Raw genomic sequence first — 18,774 nt, 5'->3', positions numbered from 1 at the left:
ACCCGTTTCGGCACGCCAAGCGTTGTTTTCGCACGGTCGTGCTTAGCAAGTCGTGCCAAACGACCGTGAACGGAGACGCACTCTCGCCATGGAATTCGCGCGGTGTCACGCAGGTGACGGGGCTTGGGAAGCCTCGCTCACTAGCCTGCCGACCAGCAAAAGCGTAATGGGTCGTAACGCTCCTCAAGTCTGAGCACGGCCCGACACACGCCCCGGTTCCTTTCCAACTTCTCCGATGTACGCCATGACGATGAATCGCCGCCTCTTCCTCAGCCGCTCCGCCCAGACCGCCACCGCCCTCGGCGTGGCCGCCTGGCTGCCGAATTCACAGGCCGCGGTGGAAGCCATGTCTTCCAAGCACATCACCTTCGGTAGCTCGCTGCCGCTGACCGGCCCGCTGGGCGCTTCGGGCAAGGAGCACGTGATGGGCATCCAGGCCGCCTTCGCTGCCGTCAACCGCGCCGGCGGTGTGCATGGCCGCGAGCTGCGCCTGATCACGATGGACGATGCCTACGTGCCGGCGAAGTCGGCCGAGAACGTGAAGCAGATGGTGGCCGAGAACTCGGTGATGGCGCTCGTCTCGCAAGTGGGCACGCCCAACACCGCCGCGCTGCTGCCCATCATCGAGAAGGCCGGCCTGCCGCTCGTGGGCCCGATCACCGGCTCCGGCGCGCTGCGCAACCCGCAGCTGCGCAACGTGTTCCACATCCGGCCGAGCTACGGCGAGGAAGTGACGCGCATGGTCGAGCAGCTGGTGAAGATGGGCCTGTCGAACATCGCCTTCGTCTACCTCGACAACCCCTTCGGCAAGGAAGTGCTGGCGCAGGGCAAGGCCGCGCTCGCCGCCGCCAAGCTCACCGCCTCGGGCGAATTCGCCCTGGCCTTCGACGGCAAGAACGCCGCCGAGGTGGCGCAGCGCGTGGAAGATTCGCGTGCCGGTGCCGTGTTCCTCGCCACCACCGGCGCGGGCGTGACCGATTTCGTGATCGCGCTGCGCGGTGCGATGGGCTCGATCCCGATCGTGGGCCTGTCGGTCACTTACACCGACCTGCCGCGCCTCGGCAAGGACCGCGCCCTCGGCCTGGCGATGGCCTCGGTGTTCCCGAGCTTCAAGAGCAAGAAATTCGCGCTCATCCGCGAACACCAGGCCGACATGGACGCGATGAAGTTCGAAGCGCCCACCGGCTCGGCCGTGGAAAGCTGGATCAACGCCCGCGTGCTGATCGAAGGTGTGAGGCGCGCCGGGCGCGACCTCAACCGCGACAAGCTGCGTGCCTCGCTGGCCGGCATCCGCGGCTTCGAGGTGGGCGAACTCGTCATCAACTTCAGCGCCGCCGCGCCCTACGTGGGCACCCTGCCGGTGAAGCTGGGCGTGATGGGCCCCGACCTGACGCTCCGCGTTTGAACTGATCACGTTTGAACGGATACCGTCGGTTTGGGTGCGTCTGTGAACATCGATCCACAACTACATACCAGGAGACAGCCTTCATGAACCGTCTGAACCGACGCCATTTCCTAACCCGTGCCAGCCACGGAGCCGCCGCACTGGGCGCTGCCGGCTGGGTCGTGCCGAGCTGGGCCGCCGAAGACGGCGTGACCGCGAAGTCGATCACCATCGGCAACTCCACGGCACTCAGCGGCCCGCTGGGCAACGCCGGGCAGGACCACATCAAGGCCATCCAGGCCGCCTTCGCGCAGATCAACAAGGCGGGCGGCGTGAACGGCCGCGAGCTCAAGATCGTCAGCAAGGACGATGGCTACCAGGCTCCGCGCACGGTCGAGAACGTCAAGAAGATGATCGACGACGGCAGCGCGCTCGCGTTCATGTCGCTGATCGGCACGCCCAACAACGGCGCCATCCTGCCGATGACCGAGAAGGCCGGCATCCCGGTGCTGGGCCCCATCACCGGCGCGGCCTCGCTGCGCAAGCCCGAGTACAAGAACACCTTCCACATCCGCCCGAGCTACACCGACGAAGTCACCCGCATGGTGCAGCAGCTGGTGCAGATGGGCCTGCAGGACATCGCGGTCGTCTACCTCGACAACCCCTTCGGCAAGGAGGTGCTCGCCAACACGCAGCGTGTGCTGGCCGAGCAGAAGCTCAAGGCCGTGGCCTCGATCGCCCTCGCGGTGGACGGCAAGAACCACGCCGAGGCGGCGCAGCAGATCGTCGACAGCAAGGCCGGTGCGGTGTTCCTCGGCACCACCGGCACCGGCACCACCGATCTCATCCTCTCGCTGCGCGAGAAGGCGGCCGGGCTGCCGGTGATCGGCTTGTCGGTCACCTTCACCGACACCAAGCGGCTGGGCAAGCACCTGCAGGGCCTGGCGATGGCCTCGGTGTTCCCGAGCGCGCAGGTGATGAAGTTCGCCGTGGTGCGCAACTTCCATGCGTCGATGGAGGCCGCCGGCCTCACCACGACGGGCCTCGGCCTCGAGAGCTGGATCAACGCGCAGGTGATCGCCGAAGCGCTGCGCCGCGCCGGCCGCGATGTGACGCGAGAGAAGCTGCGCAATGCGCTGGCCGGGCTGCGCAATTTCGAGGTGGGCGAGGTGGCGATCAACTTCACCAACGCCGCGCCCTACGTGGGCACGACGGCGGTGAAGCTGGGCGTCTTCGGGCCGGACGGCATTCTTCGTTCCTGACCCTTGCGGTCCTAAAAGAACGCGAGCAGCGCCTTCGCCGTCTCAGCGGGCGCTTCTTCCGGCACGAAGTGCCCGCTGGGCAGCGCCTCGCCGCTCACGCGGCCGCTGCACTGCGCCTGCCACAGCTCGATGGGCTTGAACATGCGGTGCACCACGCCGCGCGTGCCCCACAGCACCTGCGTGTCGCAGGCGATGCGCTCGCCGGCCGCGCGTGAGGCGCGGTCGTGTTCGAGGTCGATGCCGGCCGAGGCGCGGTAGTCCTCGCAGATCGCGTGGATGCTCTCGGGCACGACAAAGCAGCGTTCGTATTCAGCAATCGCCTCGGGCTCCAGGTAGCCCATGCCGGCGCTGCCCCAGCCGCCGAGCTTCCAGCGCAGGTAGAAGAGCGGATCGCCGCCGATCATGCGTTCGGGCAGCGGCGCGGGCTGGATCAGGTGGAACCAGTGGTAGTACGCCGACGCGAAGCGCATGTCGGTCGCGTCGTACATGTCGAGCGTGGGGGCGATGTCGAGCACGCTCAGTTTCGTCACCGCGTCGCGGTGGTCGAGTGCGAGGCGATGCGCCACACGGCCCCCCCGGTCGTGGCCAACGAGGCCGAAGCGTTCGTGGCCGAAGGCGCGCATCAGCGCCACCATGTCGGCCGCCATCGCACGCTTGCTGTAGGTGAGATGCTCCGGGTCGCCGGGCGGCTTGGACGAGTCGCCATAGCCGCGCAGATCGGGCATCACGAGGAAGAAGCGCTCACGCAGCTGCAGCGCCACGCGGTGCCAGATCACGTGCGTCTGCGGGAAGCCGTGCAGGAGCAGCAGCGGCGGCCCGTCGGCACGGCCGCCAGTGCGGGCAAAGATCTGCTGGCCGTTGACCTCGTACCGCTTCGCCTCGAATCCGTCGAACCATGCCATCGTGCTCACCTCCGGGGCTGCGATCTTGTCACGGGCCGGCTATCCTCGCGGCCTTCATGTGGACCCCGATCACCAGCGTGGCCGACGCAAGGGCCTTGTTCAGCGATTTGCAGCAACGCGCACTTGCCGTCGGCGTGGTGCTGCGCGCCCCGCCGCCCGAGCCCACCACCTGCTGCGGGCGCGGCTGCAACGGCTGCGTGTGGGAGGGCTGGTACGCCGCGGTCGACTACTGGCGCGAAGAAGCGCTGCTGCGGCTCGCGCCTTAACGCTTCTTCGGCGACTCCACCGGCGCGAGCGTCCACTCGGGCACACGGCGCCGGTCGGCGCTGTCGATCTTGCGGGCCACGAGCTGGGCGCACATGCGCAGGGTGTCGACGTCCTTGCGGCGCAGGTGCTCGTTGGCCGCACTGCTGAAGCAGCACAGCGTGCCGTAGGTCTTGCCGTCGGGCAGCACGATGGGCGTGCTCAGGTGCGCACCCACGCGGAAGGGTGTGGGCGGCAGGTCGGGCCACCTGGTCGCGTCATGCACCAGCTCGGGCAGGCGCCCGTCGACCACACGCTGGCAGTAGCTCGACTCCAGCTCGCCGCTGTCGCCCACGTGCACCGGCGGCGCCACCGCCGCCTTGTCGACGAAGCGCATCACCCGCTCGCCGTCGACGAACTCGGAGACGAAGACCACGTCCATGCCCAGCTTCTCGCGCAGCGAGTGCAGCACCTCGGGCACCGCGCGGTCGATGTCGGCATCGGCGGTGTCGGCGGTGGCGACCAGCAGTTCGGAGACTTTGACGAAGAGGGAATCGAGGTCGGAAGCGTCGGGCATGCCGCAAGGTTGCCACGACTCCGCGCACGCTGCGAAGCCCCAGCCCTTCAGGGGACAATGCCGCGCATGGCCGCATTGCGCACCGTCCACGCCACCCGCTACCTCACGCCACTGCGCGAAGGCGGCTCGCTGCCGGCCATCGTCGAGGCCGACGACGACGGGCTCTACGTGCTCAAGTTCCGCGGCGCGGGGCAGGGGCCGAAGGCACTGATTGCCGAACTCGTGGCCGGCGAGCTGGCCCGCACGCTCGGCCTGCCGGTACCCGAGATCGTGCTGATGGAGCTCGATGCCGAACTGGCCCGCACCGAGCCCGACCCGGAGATCCAGGACCTGATCCGCGCGAGCGGCGGTCTCAACCTCGCGCTCGACTACCTGCCTGGCTCGATGACCTTCGACCCGCTGGCCGAGCGGCCCGATGGCGAGCTGGCCTCGCGCATCGTGTGGTTCGATGCCCTCATCACCAACATCGATCGCACGCCGCGCAACGCCAACCTGCTGCTGTGGCACCGCGGCCTCTGGCTCATCGACCACGGCGCGGCGCTCTACTTCCACCACAGCTGGGACGACTTCCTGCAACGCGCGGTGAAGCCCTTCGTGCCGATCAAGGACCACGTGCTGCTGCCCTTCGCCAATCGCTTGCACGAGGTCGATGCCGCGATGACGGCAGCCCTCACACCCGAGCGCATCGCCGAGATCGTGGCGCTGATCCCCGAGCCCTGGTTGCTGCCCGACCCGTTCTTCTCGGGCCCCGACGCCCAGCGCCGCGCCTATGTCGACTACTTCAATCGCCGGCTGCAGGCACCGCGCGCCTTCATGGAGGAGGCCGCCCGTGCCCACGCTGCACACGTATGACTACGCCATCGTGCGCGTGGTGCCGCGCGTGGAGCGCGGCGAGTTCGTCAACGTTGGCGCCATCGTGTCGTGCAAGCGCGCGAACTTCCTGAAGGCGCAGATCGAACTCGACGAAGCGCGGGTGCTGGCGCTGGCGCCCGGGCTCGACCTCGTGCCGGTGCGCGCGACGCTGCGCGCCATCCCCGACATCTGCGCCGGTGGTGACGCGGCCGGGGCGTTGCGCCACCTGTCGGCGCGCGAGCGTTTCGACTGGCTGGTGGCGCCGCGCAGCACGGTGATCCAGACCTCGCCGGTGCACACCGGCCGTTGCGAGGATCTCGACCTTGCGCTCGAGAAACTGATCGCGCGCATGGTGCGGGTCGCACCCGCGGGCTGAACCCTCAGGCGACGCGGATGTGCGGCTCGCCGGGCAGCAGCCGGCCGATCACCGCCGCGTCGTCGAAGCCAGCGGCCTCGAAGCGCGCGAGCACCGCGCCAGCCGCATCGGCTGCGCACGAGACCAGCAGGCCGCCGCTCGTCTGCGGGTCGGTGAGCAGCGCCTGCTGCCACGGCGCGAGCGCACCATCGAGCGAGACCGCCGGGCCATAGCCGGCCCAGTTGCGCGCCGACGCGCCGGTGGCCACGCCTTCGCGCGCAAACGCGGTGGCCGTGCCGATGAGGGGCACCTTCGCCATCTCGACCTCGGCCGCCAGCTTGGAGCCGCGGCACACCTCCAGCAGATGGCCCAAGAGGCCGAAGCCCGTGACGTCGGTCATCGCATGCACGCCATCGATCTCGGCCAGCACGCTGCCCACGCGGTTGAGCTGCGTGGTGTGGCGCAGCATCTCGGCATAGCCCTTCGCATCGAGCCGGCCTTTCTTCAGCGCGGCCGAGAGGATGCCGACGCCCAGCGGCTTGCCGAGCACCAGCACGTCACCGGCCTGCGCATCGGCATTGCGGCGCACGCGCTGCGGGTGCACGAGGCCGAGCGCCACCAGGCCGTAGATCGGCTCCAGCACGTCGATCGAGTGGCCGCCGGCGATCGGGATGCCGGCCTCGCGGCACACGCTGGCGCCGCCTTCGAGGATGGCGCCGATCACCTCGAGCGGCAGCTTGTCGAGCGGCATGCCCACGAGCGCGAGGGCCATGATCGGCGTGCCGCCCATTGCGTAGATGTCGGAAATCGCATTGGTGGCGGCGATGCGGCCGAAGTCGCGCGGGTCGTCGACAATCGGCGTGAAGAAATCGGTGGTGGCCACGAGCGCCTGCTGGTCGTTGAGGCGGTACACCGCGGCATCGTCGGCGGTCTCGGTGCCCACCATCAGCTCCGGCGGGATCAACCCCTGCGGCGCGCGCGAAAGGATGTCGGCGAGCACGCCCGGCGCGATCTTGCAGCCGCAGCCGCCGCCATGGGAAAACGAAGTGAGTTTGATCGGGTCCATCTCGTGAGTGTGAAACAAAAGTGAGCCACCGGCTGTACACGGTCGACGATCTTGCCGAGTTCAGCGTCATCATCGACGCCCGCTCGCCCGCGGAGTACGCGCTCGACCACATCCCCGGCGCCATCAACTGCCCGGTGCTCGACGACGAGGAGCGCCGCATCACCGGCACGACCTACGTGCAGGTCTCGGCCTTCGAGGCCCGCAAGATCGGCGGCGCCATGGTCGCGCGCAACATCGCCCGCCACCTCGACGAACGCTTCGCCGACAAGCCGCGCGACTGGCGCCCGCTCGTCTACTGCTGGCGCGGCGGCATGAGAAGCGGCAGCTTCGTCACCTGGCTGCGCCTGGTGGGCTGGGACGCGCAGCAGCTGAAGGGTGGCTACAAGGCTTTCCGCCACCACGTCATGCAGCGGCTGTCGATGCTGTGCCCCCGCTTGCAGTTGCACGTGCTGTGCGGCCCAACGGGCAGCGCCAAGACCCGCGTGCTGCAAGCCTTGCGCGAGCAGGGCGAGCAGGTGCTCGACCTCGAAGCGCTGGCCGCGCACCGCGGCTCGGTGCTGGGCGCCGTGCCGGGGCGCGAGCAGCCGTCGCAGAAGGGCTTCGAGACGCAACTCATGAGCGCGCTGGAACTGCTCGACCCCACGCGCCGCGTGTGGGTCGAAGCCGAGAGCCGCCGCATCGGCCGCATCACCGTACCCGACGCACTGCTGCTGCGCCTGCGTGAGAGCCCCGTCGTCGAGATTGCCGCCACGGCCGCGGCGCGCCTGGCCTATCTGCTGCGCGACTACGCCTGGCTCGGCGATGAGCCGCAGGCCCTGGCCGACAAGCTCGGCGCACTGAAGGGCCTGCTGCCCAACGAGACCCTCGCACAATGGCAGGCTTGGGCGCTGGCCCGCGAGCTGCCACCGCTGTTCGCCGCGCTGATGGCCGAGCACTACGACCCGCAGTACGCCCGCTCGCAGGGCCGCCACCTGCAGCGGCTCACGCAGGCACGGCGCGTCGAGACCGACGACCTCACACCCGACGGCATCGCCGCGCTGGCCCGACAGATCGCTTCACTTCCCTGACCACCTCATGAACACCTTCCGCCGACACCTGCTCAGCCTCGCCGCGCTCGCCGCCAGCCCCTGGGCCCTCGCCCAGACGCCGGTGCTGCGCGTCACGGCCATCCCCGACGAGTCGCCCACCGAACTCGCGCGCAAGTTCGCGCCGCTCGGGGCCTACCTCGAATCGAAGCTCGGCATGAAGGTCGAGTGGACGCCGGTCACCGACTACGCCGCGGCGGTCGAGACGCTGGTGCACCGCAAGATCGACCTCGCCTGGTTCGGCGGCTTCACCTTCGTGCAGGCCCACGTGCGCTCGGGCGGCAAGACGGTGCCGCTGGTGCAGCGCGAGGAAGACGAGCGCTTCCGCTCGGTCTTCATCACCGACGCGAAGAGCGGCATCGCCAAGCTCGACGACCTGAAGGGCAAGACCCTGAGCTTCGGCTCGGCCTCCAGCACCTCGGGGCACCTGATGCCGCGCAGCTTCCTGCTGGCCTCGAAGATCAACCCCGATGTGGACCTGAAGCGCGTGAGTTTCTCCGGCGCGCACGACGCGACCATCGCCGCGGTGGCCAGCGGCAAGGTCGACGCCGGCGCGCTCAACATCTCGGTGTGGGAGAAGTTCGTCGCCGACAAGAAGGTCGACACCACGCAGGTGAGAGTGTTCTACACGACGCCGCCCTACTACGACTACAACTGGACGGTGCATGCCGACATGCCGGCCGAGCTGCGCGAGAAGATCAGGCAGGCCTTCCTCACGCTCGACCCCAACACGCCGCAGGGCAAGGAGATCCTCGCGCTGCAACGTGCGACGCGCTTCGTGCCCACCAAGGCCGAGAACTACGCCGGCATCCGCGCCGCGGCCGAAAACGCCGGGCTGCTGAAGTAAGTGATCGAGCTGCAGCACCTGTCGGTCGCGGCCGCCCCCGGCGCGCGCGGTGCCGCGCTCAGGGGCGTGAGCCTGCGCATCGCGCCGGGCGAGCAGGTGGCGGTGATCGGTGCTTCGGGCGCCGGCAAGACCACGCTGTTGATGGCACTGGCCTGTGCGCTGCAGCCGCTGTTGGGCGAGCTGAAGCTCTTCGAGGTATCGCCCTGGCAGCTGAGTTCAGCGCAGCGCCAGCGGCTGCGCGCGCGGCTCTTTCTCGCGCCGCAGGTGCCGCCGCTGCCGCCGCGCCAGCGCGTGGTGGCCTCGGTGCTCGCCGGCCGCCTGCCGGCCATGAGCCTGTGGACGAGCCTGCGCACGCTGTGGCACCCGCGCGATGCTTCGCTGGCCCACGAGGCGCTGACCACGCTGGACCTCGCCGACAAGCTGTGGGAGCGGGTCGACCGCCTCTCGGGTGGCGAGCGACAGCGCGTCGGGCTGGCACGTGCGCTCGTGTCGCAGGCCGAGCTGTGGTTGATCGACGAGCCGCTGTCGGCCCTCGACCCGACGCGCGCGCAGCAGGTCATCACCACGCTCACCGAGCGCGCGCGGCGCGAGCAGCGCACGCTGGTGGTCAGCCTGCACCAGGTGGCGGTGGCGCGTGAGCGTTTTCCGCGCATCGTGGCGCTGCGTGATGGCGAGTGCGTGTACGACGGCCCGTCGAGCGGCCTGAGCGACGACGCGCTGCAGGCGCTCTACGCCGGGCGCGAGGCTGGCGACAGCTCGCACCCCGCGCCGATGCACAACCCCGGCTTGCCCGAGGCGATGTGCCGCTGAGCGTCTCGCCCTCGCACGACCCTGCCTGGCTGCGCCGCTGGACGGCCCTGCTCGTGGGCGCGGTGCTGCTGTGGCCACTCGTGGTCTGGACCGAGTTCAACCCGCTGACATTGGCCGATGCACGCAGCCTCGCATCGACCTGGCACTTCGTGCGCGACTTCGCACCGCCTCGGCACGACGCCGAGTTCCTCGCGATGCTGGCGCGCGAGACCTGGCGCACGGTGGCCATCGCGACAGCCGGGCTCACGCTGGCCTGGCTCATCGCCGTGCCGCTCGCGCTCATGGCCAGCACCCGGCTTTCGACGAGCGCGCTCGGCACGCCCATGGCCCGCGGCCCGCAGGCGCTGCGCCAGGCCGCACGCTGGCTGCTGGTGGTGCTGCGCTCCATCCCGGAACTCGTGTGGGCGCTCGTCTTCGTGCGCGTGGTCGGCCTGGGGCCCACCGCGGGCGTGCTGGCCATCGCCATCGCCTACGGCGGCATGCTTGGCAAGGTCTACGCCGAGATCCTCGACAGCAGCGACGCCACGCCCACGCTGGCCCTGCTGCGCAACGGCAGCGGGCGGCTGCAGGCCCTCTTCTTCGGCGCGCTGCCGCAGTGCGCACCCGAGCTCACGAGCTACACGCTCTACCGCTGGGAATGTGCGATCCGCTCATCGGTGGTGCTGGGCTTCGTGGGCGCGGGTGGCCTCGGGCAGCAGCTCGACACCGCGACCAAGATGTTTGCCGGCGCCGAGGTGGGCGCCATCCTGCTGGTGTTCGTGGCGCTCGTCGCGTTGAGCGACCGGCTCAGCGCGTGGCTGCGACGGGAGATCGCATGACGAGCCGTCGCCGCGCCCTCCTGGTGCTGCTGGGCATCGCCGCGCTCGTGCTCGCGAGCTTTGCGACGCTGGATCTGCGCTGGGCCGAGTTCCTTTCGCCGGATGCGCTGCAGAAGATGGGCGCGTTCGGTGCGAGCTTCTTCCCGCCGGAAACCTCGGCCAACTTCCTGCGCAAGACCGTGCAGGGCGCGGGCGAGACCTTGGCGATGTCGCTGCTTGGCACCCTGCTCGCCGGCGTGGCCGGGCTCGCGATCGCACTGCCGGCGAGTGCCCGCGGCCATGTGGTCGCCCGCAGCGCCGCGCGCCTTCTGCTCAACGTGCTGCGCTCGGTGCCCGAGCTGGTGTGGGCCTCGCTGCTGCTCGTGGCCGCGGGCCTGGGGCCCTTCCCGGGCACGCTGGCGCTGGCGCTGCACACCACCGGCGTGCTGGGCCGGCTCTTCGCCGAGGCGATCGAAAACGCCGCGCCCGAGCCGGCGCTGGCGCTGCGCGTGCGCGGCGTCTCAAGCCCGAAGGTGTTCCTCTGGGCCACGCTGCCGCAGGTGCTGCCGCAGTTGCTCTCGTATGCGCTCTACCGCTGGGAGAACAACATCCGCGCCGCCGCCGTGCTGGGCGTGGTGGGCGCAGGGGGGCTGGGCCAGACGCTCGGCTACCACCTGAGCCTCTTCCAGATGCACGAGAGCTGTACCGTGCTGCTGGCCATGATGGCCCTGGTGCTGGCGGTGGACGGGCTGTCGTTCCTCACGCGGCGGGCCCTCATGCGGTAAAGAACCGCGGTGAAGTACGCGGTGAAGGGCCGCTGAAGAGGCCTCAGCCGGGCTGGCCCTCGACCTGGATCGCGCGGGACGCGAGGTAGCGGTGGAATTCGCTCAGCGGAATGGCCGTCACCCCGCGCGTGTTGCCCTCTGACCAGCTGAGGGTCACGTCGAACTCCGATTCCTGGAATTCGATCGGACCTTCGGGGATGGTGATGTTCGGGCCGTCACCTTCGCGGTAGACCACGGGGCCGGTGATGCGTGCGCTTTGAGACATGGCGTTTGCTCCTGTGTGCCGGGGTCGATGGACACCCATTCTCGAAACCGGCCGGGCAAGGCCACAACCGGGCAAAGGCTTTCGCGCTTGTAGGTTCCGTCCTACACGCGCAACCGCTGGTTACGCTTCAACGAGGCTGCTGAAGCCACCGTAGATCATTCGCTCGCCGTCGAAGGGCATGGTCTTCGGATCCAGATTGGCGATGCGCGGGTCGGCCATCACCTTCGCGTTGACCTCGTCGCGCTGCTCGCGCGAGTTGTAGACGATCCAGGAAAAGATGACGACCTCGTCGTCCTTCAGCTGCACCGCCTGCGGAAAGGAGGTGAGCTTGCCCGGCTGCACGTCGTCGGCCAGGCCCTCGAAATAGGCGACCGCGCCATGCTCCTTCCAGACCACCGACGCGTCCTGCGCGAGCTTGCGGTAGGCCTCGACCTTGTCTTTCGGGACGGCCAAGAGGAAGCCATCGACGTAGTGCGGCATCGGGTCGCTCCTTGCATCGGGAGGGGACGGACGCGTGCAGCCTAGCGTGCCCGGCACGCTTGTGGAAGGCCAGGGTTTTTATTTGCCACCCCGGCCTGACCTCGGTCAAGCGATGTCGTTTTGCGTCTCGACGATGCGCGAGACGATGCCGTAGTCGATGGCCTCCTGGGCGCTCAGCCAGAAGTCGCGCTCCATGTCGGTCTTCACCGTGTCGTAGGGCTTGCCGGTCTGCTTGGAGATCACGCGGGCGATGCGCTCGCGGGTGCGCAGGATCTCCTTGGCCTGGATGGCGATGTCGGTCGCCTGGCCGCCCGCGCCACCGGCCGGCTGGTGGATCATGAAACGCGTGTTGGGCAGGCACAGGCGGCGCTCCTTCGGCGCGGCCAGGAAGATGTGCGCGCCGGCACTCGCCACCCAGCCGGTGCCCACCACCGTGACCGGCGCCCGCACGAAACGGATCAGGTCGTGGATGGCATCGCCCGACTCCACATGGCCGCCGGGCGACGAGATCAGCATGGTGATTGGCGCATCGGATTCTTCAGACAGGGCCAGCAGGCGGCGGCAGGTGGCATGCGCGAGCTTGTCGTCGATGGCGCCGAAGACGAGCACATAGCGCGACTTGAAGGCGAGCTGGTCTTCGAGGCGGTCGGTCTTTTCGACGTTGATGACGGGCTTGTCGTCTTCGTGGGAATGAATCTGGGTCATGTCGGCCTCCTGGGCGTCTTGGGATGGATCGGCAAATTGTTGCCCAAGCTGCGCACTCGCGCCGCCAGGCCTGTGGACAACTGCCGCAAACCCTGTGGGCAAACAGTGGAACGCCGGTGGGAAAGGGGTGCGCAAGCTGTGCAGGATGGCTAACGCAGCATCTGGAGGGCGAGGCCCGCCAGCGCGCTGCCGGCGATCACCGGAATCACGCCGAGCTTGAAGCGGAAGAGCGCCACGCCCGCCGCTACCCCGATCGCGGCCGAGGCCCATTCGAACGGGCCGCCGAGCCCCTTGGGCCACAGCACGTGGTACGCGAAGAACACCGCCAGGTTCACGATCACGCCCACCACCGCCGCCGTGATGCCGGTGAGCGGCGCGGTGAACTGCAGCTTGCCGTGCGTCGTCTCGATGAACGGCGCGCCGAGGAAGATGAAGAAGAACGAGGGCAGGAAGGTGAAGAAGGTGACGACGGTGGCCGCCGCCGCACCGGCCAGCACCAGCGCATCGGGGCCGAAGAGGGCCTTCGTCCAGCCGCCGACGAAGCCCACGAACGACACGACCATGATCAGCGGGCCGGGCGTGGTCTCGCCGAGCGCGAGGCCGTCGATCATTTGCGGGCCGGTGAGCCAGTGGTGATGGTCGACCGCACCCTGGTAGACGTAGGGCAGCACCGCATAGGCACCGCCGAACGTGAGCAGCGCGGCCTTGGTGAAGAACCAGGCCATCTGCGTGAGCACGGCCTGCCAGCCGAAGGCTGCCGTGAGGCCGCCGAGCGCCAGCGCCCACAGGCCGAGAAAGACCACCAGCACCGCCCGAAAGCGCGCCCAGCTGAAGCGGGCGTGTTCGGGCGTGGGGGTGTCGTCGCCGATGAGGGCCGGCCCGTGGCTTGGCGCTGCCTTGCCGTGGCCACCGCCCGCGCTGAACCTGGCGGGCACCACACGCCCGCCCACGTAGCCGATCAGTCCGGCCGCCAGCACGATCAGCGGGAAAGGCAGCTGCAACGCAAAGATCGCCACGAAGGCGGCCACGGCGATGCCCCAGAGCCAGCCGTTCTTCAGCGTGCGCGAGCCGACGCGCCAGGCGGCGTGCACCACCAGCGCCGTCACCGCCGGCTTGATGCCGTAGAAGAGCCCCGCGATCACCGGCACATGGCCGAAGGCCATGTAGACCCATGACAGCGCGATCAGGATGAAGAGCGAGGGCAGCACGAAGAGGCCGCCCGCCACGAGGCCACCCCAGGTGCGGTGCATCAGCCAGCCGATGTAGGTGGCCAGCTGCTGCGCCTCGGGGCCGGGCAGCAGCATGCAGTAGTTGAGGGCGTGCAAGAAGCGGCCTTCGGAAATCCAGCGGCGCCGCTCGACCAGCTCTTCATGCATCACCGCGATCTGCCCGGCGGGGCCGCCGAAGCTGATGAAACCGAGCTTGAGCCAGAAGCGGAAGGCGTCGGCGCGGGTGACGGGCGAGGGGGTGGAAGACGGTGTGGTCATGGCGGTGTCATGTCACCTGGAGCCAGAAACGACAACGCCGTGCGGGAGCACGGCGCGTCGGGCGTCACAAACGTTGGATGCGATCAGAACGGGATGTCGTCGTCCATGTCGTCGAAGCCGGTCGACGACTTCGGGGCCTGCTTGGCTGCCGGGCGCGAGGCCGGCGCGCTGCGCTCGCCACCGCCTTGCGAGCCGCGGCTGTAGCCACCGCCGCCGCCTTCGTCGCCACCACCACCGCCGCCGCCTTCACGGCCACCCAGCAGTTGCATGTTCTCGGCCATGATTTCGGTCGTGTACTTCTCGACGCCGTCCTTGTCGGTCCACTTGCGGGTCTTCAGGCGGCCTTCCACGTAGACGGGGCGGCCCTTCTTCAGGTACTCACCCGCGATCTCGGCCATGCGGTCGAAGAACACGATGCGGTGCCATTCGGTCTCTTCCTGCTTTTCGCCGGAGTTCTTGTCTTTCCACTGACGGGAGGTGGCCACGGTGATGTTGCACACCGCCGAGCCGTTGGGCGTGTAGCGGACTTCCGGGTCCTTGCCCAGGTTGCCGATGATGATGACTTTGTTGATCGAGGCCATGGGGCGCTCCAAGAAGGGGTAGATCGGGGATAGGCGAATTATGGGGCGCGACGCCGACAGGGTCTCGCCCTCCTACAGGTGCCCACCTAGGGTTGATACCCGGCCACCCCCATCTGCCAGAGGAAGAACGCCAGCATGTCCGCTCGCTCCTCCAGCTGCTGCTTCTTGGTGCTGCCGATGCCGTGCCCAGCGTCGTATTCCAGGCGCAGCAGCACCGGCTTGCCGCTGGTGGAGGCCGCCATGAGCCTGGCGGCGGTCTTGGTGCTGTTCCACACGTCCACCCGCGGGTCGTTGACACCGTGGGTCAGCAGCACGGCGGGGTAGGCGGTGCCGGGCTTGATGTGAGCGTAAGTGCTCATGGCCAGCAGCGACTTAAAGCCGGCTTCGGTCTTGACGCTCCCGAACTCGGGGATGTTGGGCACGCCGTTGGCGGTGGTTTCCATGCGCACCATGTCGAGCGCGCCCACGGCCGGGATCACCGCGGCGAAGAGGTCGGGCCGCTCGACCATCGCCATGCCCACCAGGATGCCGCCCGCGCTGCCACCCAGGATGCCGAGCCTGGGCGGGGAGGTGTACTTCTGCGCGATGAGGTACTCGGCGCAGGCGATGAAGTCCTTCCAGGTGTTGGGCTTGCTGGCCTGGAAGCCGGCTCGGTACCACTCCTCGCCGTAGACGCTGCTGCCCCGCGGGTTGGCGATCGCGTACACGCCGCCCGCGTCGAGCCAGGCCAGGCGGCTCACGCTGTAGAAGGGCTCTTCGGTCGAGCCGTAGCTCGCGTAGCCGTAGAGGATGGTCGGGTTGCGGCCGTCCAGCGCCACGTCGGCGCGGTGGATGATGGACAGGGGCACCAGTGCCCCATCGTGGCTCTTCACCTTCACCTCGGTCGCCACGATGCCGGCCGGCTGGTCGAAGGGCCCGGCCGGTTGCAGGCCGGTGTTGCGCACGCTTCCGTCGGCGGCCACCTCGTAGACCTGGCGCGCAGCGTTCCAGCTCTGCAGGTCGATCAGGAGACCCGGCAGGCGCGGGTTGGCCGCGCTGCCACCGCCTTCGTCGTTGACGAGGCCGAACGAGCCTTCGAGCGGTAGCCTCACTTCCACCGGCGCGCCGCTCGTGCCGTGCGGGCGTTTGTAGAGGCGCTTGATGTTGCCGTCGCGCGCTTCGATGTAGAGCGCATCGGCGGCGGCCACCACGTTGACCACCACGCGCTCCGACGGCGGCATCACGAGCTCGGCCTGTTGCAGGTCGGGCGTGGCGAGGCGCATCGCCAGCACCTTCGAGCGTGGCGCACCCTGGTGGGACACGAGGTAGAGCGTGTCGTCGAAATAGGCGATGCCCGTGACCTCGTCGGAGGGCCTGAGCACCCGCTTCCATGCCGGCTTGCCGGCCAGCACGCCGGCCTGGGGCGCGACGAAGAGGCCCAGCTCGCGCTGCGTGCCGTTGATGACCATGCCGAGCGCCCATTTGCCGTCATGCGTGAAGCTGACGATGGGGATCTCGGCAGGCTCAATGTCCACGCCCTTCGTCGCGGTGCCGAACACGGGCTTCGCCTCGGCGACGGGGCGGCCCGCGCGCAGCAGCCACACCTGGCTGTGCTGGTACTTGTCGGTGGCCTTCGCGCCCTTGCGTGGCGCACGCAGGCGGTTGACCACCACATGCGAACCCTCGGGAGACCAGTCGACACCGCCGAACTCGGCGCGCGTGATCGGCCGCCCGAGCGGCTTGCCCGTGCGCGTGTCGAGCAGGTGCAGCACCGCCGCTTCGGAGCCCTGGGCCGACAGGCCGTAGGCGAGCCGCGCCCCGTCGGGCGACGGCATGTACCAGTTGATGGCATGCGGCTGGCCGGTCTTCTTCTCGACGGCCTCCGGGTCCACCAGCAGCCGGTCGGCGCCCTTCACGCCGCGACGCAACGAGAGCTTGTACTGGTTCTCGGTGGCACCACGGCGCTCGATGAAATACAGATCGCCCGGCACGCGGGTGATCTGCGCCACCCGCTCCGACGCCGCCGAGTCGTAGCGCGAGATCTCCTCCAGCAAGGCATCGCGGCCGGGGATGCGCCTGAGCGTGGCAAACGCATAGTCGCTTTGCGCCTTCATCCACTTCGCGACCTCGGGGTTGTGCTTGTTCTCGAAGTAGCGGTAGGGGTCGTCGACCCGCACGCCGTAGAAGGTGTCGCTCACCGTGCGCACCGCGGCCGGCGGCGGCGCGGTCTGTGCATGGGCCGCGACGGTGGCAAAGACGAGGGCAGAACAGGCCAGCAGGTGTTTCATGCGAACGAAGTTAGCACGCAGACTCGTGCGCTCACACCCCCAAGCTTTCCGGTCCACACGCCGTTTGGGGGAAGCTCGCGCACCAGCCCCTCGCGTACCATGCCGGCTCGCCTGCCGCCATGTCTTCGACCGCTTCCTCCACCGCTTCGCCCACCGCCCCTCTGCGCATCCTGCAAGAGGTGTTCGGCTACCCCGCGTTCCGCGGCCAGCAGCAGGCCATCATCGAACACGTGGGCCAGGGCGGCGACGCGCTGGTGCTCATGCCCACCGGCGGCGGCAAGAGCCTGTGCTACCAGGTGCCGGCGATCGCACGCCACCGCGCCGGCCGCGGGGTCACCGTGGTGGTGAGCCCGCTGATCGCGCTCATGCACGACCAGGTCGGCGCGCTCGAAGAGGCCGGCGTGCACGCCGCCTTCCTCAATTCCACGCTCACGCTCGAAGACACGCAGAAGATCGAGCGCGAGATGATGAGTGGCCGCCTCGTGCTGCTCTACGCCGCACCCGAGCGCGTGACCACGCCGCGCTTCCAGGCGCAGCTCGATTCGCTGCACGAGCGTGGCCTGCTGAGCCTCTTCGCGATCGACGAGGCGCACTGCGTGAGCCAGTGGGGCCACGACTTCCGCGAAGACTACCTGCAGTTGAGCCTGCTGCACGAGCGCTATCCGAGCGTGCCGCGGATCGCCCTCACCGCGACGGCCGACGACCTCACGCGCGCCGACATCATCGAGCGCCTCGCGCTCCACGAGGCGCAGGTCTTCATCAGCAGTTTCGACCGGCCCAACATCCGCTACCAGATCGTCGAGAAGGACAACGCACGCGCCCAACTCCTGCGCTTCATCCAGGACGAGCACGAAGGCGACGCCGGTGTCGTGTACTGCCAGTCGCGCAAGAAGGTCGAAGAGACCGCCGACTGGCTGAAGGCCGAAGGCATCCACGCCTTGCCCTACCACGCCGGGCTCGATGCCGACGTGCGCCGCCGCCATCAAGACAAGTTCCTGCGCGAAGAAAGCGTGGTGATGGTCGCGACCATCGCCTTCGGCATGGGCATCGACAAGCCCGACGTGCGCTTCGTCGCCCACCTCGACCTGCCGAAGAACATCGAGAGCTATTACCAGGAGACCGGCCGCGCCGGCCGCGACGGGCTGCCGGCCGATGCGTGGATGACCTACGGCCTCGCCGACGTGGTGAACCAGCGCCGCATGATCGACGACAGCCCGGCCGGCGAAGAGTTCAAGCGCAACCAGCTCGGCAAGCTCGACGCGCTGCTGGCGCTCGCCGAAGCCCACGACTGCCGCCGCGTGCGCCTGCTGAACTACTTCGGCGAAGAAAGCTCGCCCTGCGGCAATTGCGACAACTGTCTTTTGCCGCCCGCCACGTGGGACGCGACCGAGGCCGCCCGCAAGGCGCTCTCGTGCATCTACCGCTTCCACCAGCAGGGCGGCCAGCGCTTCGGCGCCGTGCATCTGATGGACGTGCTGCGTGGCAAGCCGACCGACAAGGTGCAGCAGTACCGGCACCAGGAGCTCTCCACCTTTGGCATCGGCGCCGACGTGAGCGAGGCGCAATGGCGCGCCGTGCTGCGCCAGCTGATCGCGCTCGGCCACCTGCGCACCGAAGGGGAATACAACACGCTCGAACTCACGCCGAGCGCCCGCGCGGTGCTGCGCGGCGAAGTCACGCTGCTGCTGCGCCAGCCAAGCGACACACCCAAGCGCGGCAAGGGCGTCAAGTCCACCCGCGCCGCGAAGGACAAGCCGCCGCCCGTGCCGCTCGACGCGCACGGCACCGAGCGTTTCGCCGCGCTCAAGGCCTGGCGCGCCGAGGTGGCCAAGGAGCATGGCCTGCCGGCCTACGTGATCTTCCACGACGCGACGCTCGCAGAGATGGCACGCTCGCAGCCCTCGTCGCTCGACGACCTGTCGCTGATCAGCGGCGTGGGCGAGAAGAAGCTCGAAGCCTATGGGCGCGAGATCCTGCGGGTGCTCGACACGGCCTGACAGAGCCCGGCTGGCGGCCGAGCGGCG

General features: G+C 68.9%; 20 protein-coding genes. 11 read left to right on the top strand and 9 right to left on the bottom strand.

Annotated features, from left to right (window positions below):
- Window positions 1–244: 244 nt before the first annotated feature.
- Both RXV79_RS00630 and RXV79_RS00625 read left to right on the top strand, forming a co-directional pair.
- Entirely contained in the window at window positions 245–1,405 is a 1,161-nt protein-coding gene (locus RXV79_RS00630; RefSeq protein WP_316701354.1) for an ABC transporter substrate-binding protein, read from the top strand.
- Between the two features lie 83 nt (window positions 1,406–1,488).
- Complete coding sequence (locus RXV79_RS00625) at window positions 1,489–2,646, top strand: ABC transporter substrate-binding protein (RefSeq protein ID WP_316701352.1); 1,158 nt, start codon at window positions 1,489–1,491, stop codon at window positions 2,644–2,646.
- A gap of 11 nt (window positions 2,647–2,657) precedes the next feature.
- On the opposite strand, the gene RXV79_RS00620 is transcribed toward RXV79_RS00625, so the two are convergent.
- Window positions 2,658–3,548 (bottom strand): alpha/beta fold hydrolase, encoded by an 891-nt coding sequence (locus RXV79_RS00620; RefSeq protein ID WP_316701351.1) that lies wholly within the window; start codon window positions 3,546–3,548, stop codon window positions 2,658–2,660.
- 56 nt (window positions 3,549–3,604) lie between these two features.
- Here RXV79_RS00620 and RXV79_RS00615 point away from each other — a divergent pair, with 56 nt between their 5' ends.
- Window positions 3,605–3,814 carry an oxidoreductase-like domain-containing protein gene (locus RXV79_RS00615; RefSeq protein WP_316701350.1) on the top strand — a complete coding sequence of 70 codons (210 nt, stop codon included), beginning with the start codon at window positions 3,605–3,607 and terminating at the stop codon, window positions 3,812–3,814.
- Here the strand turns inward: RXV79_RS00615 and RXV79_RS00610 are convergent.
- Window positions 3,811–4,368 carry a GAF domain-containing protein gene (locus RXV79_RS00610; protein WP_316701349.1) on the bottom strand — a complete coding sequence of 186 codons (558 nt, stop codon included), beginning with the start codon at window positions 4,366–4,368 and terminating at the stop codon, window positions 3,811–3,813. The two genes, RXV79_RS00615 and RXV79_RS00610, sit on opposite strands and share 4 nt — an antisense overlap.
- Before the next feature lie 66 nt (window positions 4,369–4,434).
- Between RXV79_RS00610 and RXV79_RS00605 the strand changes: the two genes are divergently transcribed.
- Together RXV79_RS00605 and RXV79_RS00600 are read left to right on the top strand one after the other, a co-directional pair.
- Entirely contained in the window at window positions 4,435–5,220 is a 786-nt protein-coding gene (locus RXV79_RS00605) for a HipA family kinase (RefSeq protein WP_316701347.1), read from the top strand.
- Entirely contained in the window at window positions 5,198–5,596 is a 399-nt protein-coding gene (locus tag RXV79_RS00600; RefSeq protein WP_316701345.1) for a DUF3037 domain-containing protein, read from the top strand. The genes RXV79_RS00605 and RXV79_RS00600 overlap by 23 nt, the downstream gene beginning before the upstream one ends.
- 4 nt (window positions 5,597–5,600) lie before the next feature.
- Here the strand turns inward: RXV79_RS00600 and selD are convergent, their stop codons facing one another.
- Window positions 5,601–6,641: a selenide, water dikinase SelD gene (selD, locus tag RXV79_RS00595; protein ID WP_316701343.1), complete on the bottom strand. Its 1,041-nt coding sequence runs from the start codon at window positions 6,639–6,641 to the stop codon at window positions 5,601–5,603.
- A 20-nt stretch (window positions 6,642–6,661) separates the two neighbouring features.
- On the opposite strand from selD, the gene mnmH reads away from it, so the two are divergent.
- The 5 genes from mnmH to phnE (RXV79_RS00570) are packed head-to-tail and all read left to right on the top strand — an operon-like array spanning window position 6,662 to window position 10,965.
- Window positions 6,662–7,708: a tRNA 2-selenouridine(34) synthase MnmH gene (mnmH, locus tag RXV79_RS00590; RefSeq protein WP_316701342.1), complete on the top strand. Its 1,047-nt coding sequence runs from the start codon at window positions 6,662–6,664 to the stop codon at window positions 7,706–7,708.
- Between the two features lie 7 nt (window positions 7,709–7,715).
- A complete protein-coding gene (locus tag RXV79_RS00585; RefSeq protein WP_316701341.1) occupies window positions 7,716–8,573 on the top strand; it encodes a putative selenate ABC transporter substrate-binding protein in 858 nt (285 codons plus the stop codon).
- A complete protein-coding gene (locus RXV79_RS00580) occupies window positions 8,574–9,383 on the top strand; it encodes a phosphonate ABC transporter ATP-binding protein (RefSeq protein WP_316701340.1) in 810 nt (269 codons plus the stop codon).
- Entirely contained in the window at window positions 9,374–10,201 is an 828-nt protein-coding gene (phnE, locus tag RXV79_RS00575; protein ID WP_316701339.1) for a phosphonate ABC transporter, permease protein PhnE, read from the top strand. Before RXV79_RS00580 ends, phnE (RXV79_RS00575) begins: the two co-directional genes overlap by 10 nt.
- Window positions 10,198–10,965 carry a phosphonate ABC transporter, permease protein PhnE gene (phnE, locus tag RXV79_RS00570; protein WP_316701337.1) on the top strand — a complete coding sequence of 256 codons (768 nt, stop codon included), beginning with the start codon at window positions 10,198–10,200 and terminating at the stop codon, window positions 10,963–10,965. The genes phnE (RXV79_RS00575) and phnE (RXV79_RS00570) overlap by 4 nt, the downstream gene beginning before the upstream one ends.
- A 43-nt stretch (window positions 10,966–11,008) precedes the next feature.
- Here phnE (RXV79_RS00570) and RXV79_RS00565 read toward each other — a convergent pair whose 3' ends face one another.
- The 6 genes from RXV79_RS00565 to RXV79_RS00540 form a co-directional block, all read right to left on the bottom strand.
- Window positions 11,009–11,230 (bottom strand): hypothetical protein, encoded by a 222-nt coding sequence (locus RXV79_RS00565; protein ID WP_316701335.1) that lies wholly within the window; start codon window positions 11,228–11,230, stop codon window positions 11,009–11,011.
- A gap of 120 nt (window positions 11,231–11,350) precedes the next feature.
- Window positions 11,351–11,710: a DUF1428 domain-containing protein gene (locus RXV79_RS00560; protein WP_316701333.1), complete on the bottom strand. Its 360-nt coding sequence runs from the start codon at window positions 11,708–11,710 to the stop codon at window positions 11,351–11,353.
- A 105-nt stretch (window positions 11,711–11,815) separates the two neighbouring features.
- Complete coding sequence (locus RXV79_RS00555) at window positions 11,816–12,415, bottom strand: ATP-dependent Clp protease proteolytic subunit (protein ID WP_316701332.1); 600 nt, start codon at window positions 12,413–12,415, stop codon at window positions 11,816–11,818.
- A gap of 149 nt (window positions 12,416–12,564) precedes the next feature.
- The gene (gene chrA, locus RXV79_RS00550) at window positions 12,565–13,902 is read right to left on the bottom strand and encodes a chromate efflux transporter (RefSeq protein WP_316701331.1); all 1,338 of its coding nucleotides are present in this window, start codon (window positions 13,900–13,902) and stop codon (window positions 12,565–12,567) included.
- An 83-nt stretch (window positions 13,903–13,985) separates the two neighbouring features.
- Window positions 13,986–14,483 (bottom strand): single-stranded DNA-binding protein, encoded by a 498-nt coding sequence (gene ssb / locus RXV79_RS00545; protein ID WP_316701330.1) that lies wholly within the window; start codon window positions 14,481–14,483, stop codon window positions 13,986–13,988.
- An 86-nt stretch (window positions 14,484–14,569) separates the two neighbouring features.
- Window positions 14,570–16,750, bottom strand: a complete 2,181-nt coding sequence (locus RXV79_RS00540; RefSeq protein WP_316701329.1) for a prolyl oligopeptidase family serine peptidase — start codon at window positions 16,748–16,750, stop codon at window positions 14,570–14,572.
- A gap of 119 nt (window positions 16,751–16,869) precedes the next feature.
- On the opposite strand from RXV79_RS00540, the gene recQ reads away from it, so the two are divergent.
- Window positions 16,870–18,747, top strand: a complete 1,878-nt coding sequence (recQ, locus tag RXV79_RS00535; protein WP_316701328.1) for a DNA helicase RecQ — start codon at window positions 16,870–16,872, stop codon at window positions 18,745–18,747.
- Window positions 18,748–18,774 lie beyond the last annotated feature (27 nt).

Origin of the sequence: Piscinibacter gummiphilus (assembly GCF_032681285.1) — a bacterium.
Taxonomy (GTDB): Bacteria; Pseudomonadota; Gammaproteobacteria; order Burkholderiales; family Burkholderiaceae_C; genus Rhizobacter; species Rhizobacter gummiphilus_A.
The sequence above is the reverse complement of the archived record's forward strand: the minus strand, read 5'-3'. Positions and strand labels throughout refer to the sequence as shown.

What these genes read in the sequence shown, in the direction of transcription:
- RXV79_RS00630 (WP_316701354.1), top strand. Translation starts at nt 245, where the DNA reads ATGACGATGAATCGCCGCCTCTTCCTCAGCCGCTCCGCCCAGACCGCC.
- RXV79_RS00625 (WP_316701352.1), top strand. Translation starts at nt 1,489, where the DNA reads ATGAACCGTCTGAACCGACGCCATTTCCTAACCCGTGCCAGCCACGGA.
- RXV79_RS00620 (WP_316701351.1), bottom strand. Translation starts at nt 3,548, where the DNA reads ATGGCATGGTTCGACGGATTCGAGGCGAAGCGGTACGAGGTCAACGGC.
- RXV79_RS00615 (WP_316701350.1), top strand. Translation starts at nt 3,605, where the DNA reads ATGTGGACCCCGATCACCAGCGTGGCCGACGCAAGGGCCTTGTTCAGC.
- RXV79_RS00610 (WP_316701349.1), bottom strand. Translation starts at nt 4,368, where the DNA reads ATGCCCGACGCTTCCGACCTCGATTCCCTCTTCGTCAAAGTCTCCGAA.
- RXV79_RS00605 (WP_316701347.1), top strand. Translation starts at nt 4,435, where the DNA reads ATGGCCGCATTGCGCACCGTCCACGCCACCCGCTACCTCACGCCACTG.
- selD (WP_316701343.1), bottom strand. Translation starts at nt 6,641, where the DNA reads ATGGACCCGATCAAACTCACTTCGTTTTCCCATGGCGGCGGCTGCGGC.
- RXV79_RS00585 (WP_316701341.1), top strand. Translation starts at nt 7,716, where the DNA reads ATGAACACCTTCCGCCGACACCTGCTCAGCCTCGCCGCGCTCGCCGCC.
- phnE (WP_316701337.1), top strand. Translation starts at nt 10,198, where the DNA reads ATGACGAGCCGTCGCCGCGCCCTCCTGGTGCTGCTGGGCATCGCCGCG.
- RXV79_RS00565 (WP_316701335.1), bottom strand. Translation starts at nt 11,230, where the DNA reads ATGTCTCAAAGCGCACGCATCACCGGCCCCGTGGTCTACCGCGAAGGT.
- RXV79_RS00560 (WP_316701333.1), bottom strand. Translation starts at nt 11,710, where the DNA reads ATGCCGCACTACGTCGATGGCTTCCTCTTGGCCGTCCCGAAAGACAAG.
- RXV79_RS00555 (WP_316701332.1), bottom strand. Translation starts at nt 12,415, where the DNA reads ATGACCCAGATTCATTCCCACGAAGACGACAAGCCCGTCATCAACGTC.
- chrA (WP_316701331.1), bottom strand. Translation starts at nt 13,902, where the DNA reads ATGACCACACCGTCTTCCACCCCCTCGCCCGTCACCCGCGCCGACGCC.
- ssb (WP_316701330.1), bottom strand. Translation starts at nt 14,483, where the DNA reads ATGGCCTCGATCAACAAAGTCATCATCATCGGCAACCTGGGCAAGGAC.
- RXV79_RS00540 (WP_316701329.1), bottom strand. Translation starts at nt 16,750, where the DNA reads ATGAAACACCTGCTGGCCTGTTCTGCCCTCGTCTTTGCCACCGTCGCG.
- recQ (WP_316701328.1), top strand. Translation starts at nt 16,870, where the DNA reads ATGTCTTCGACCGCTTCCTCCACCGCTTCGCCCACCGCCCCTCTGCGC.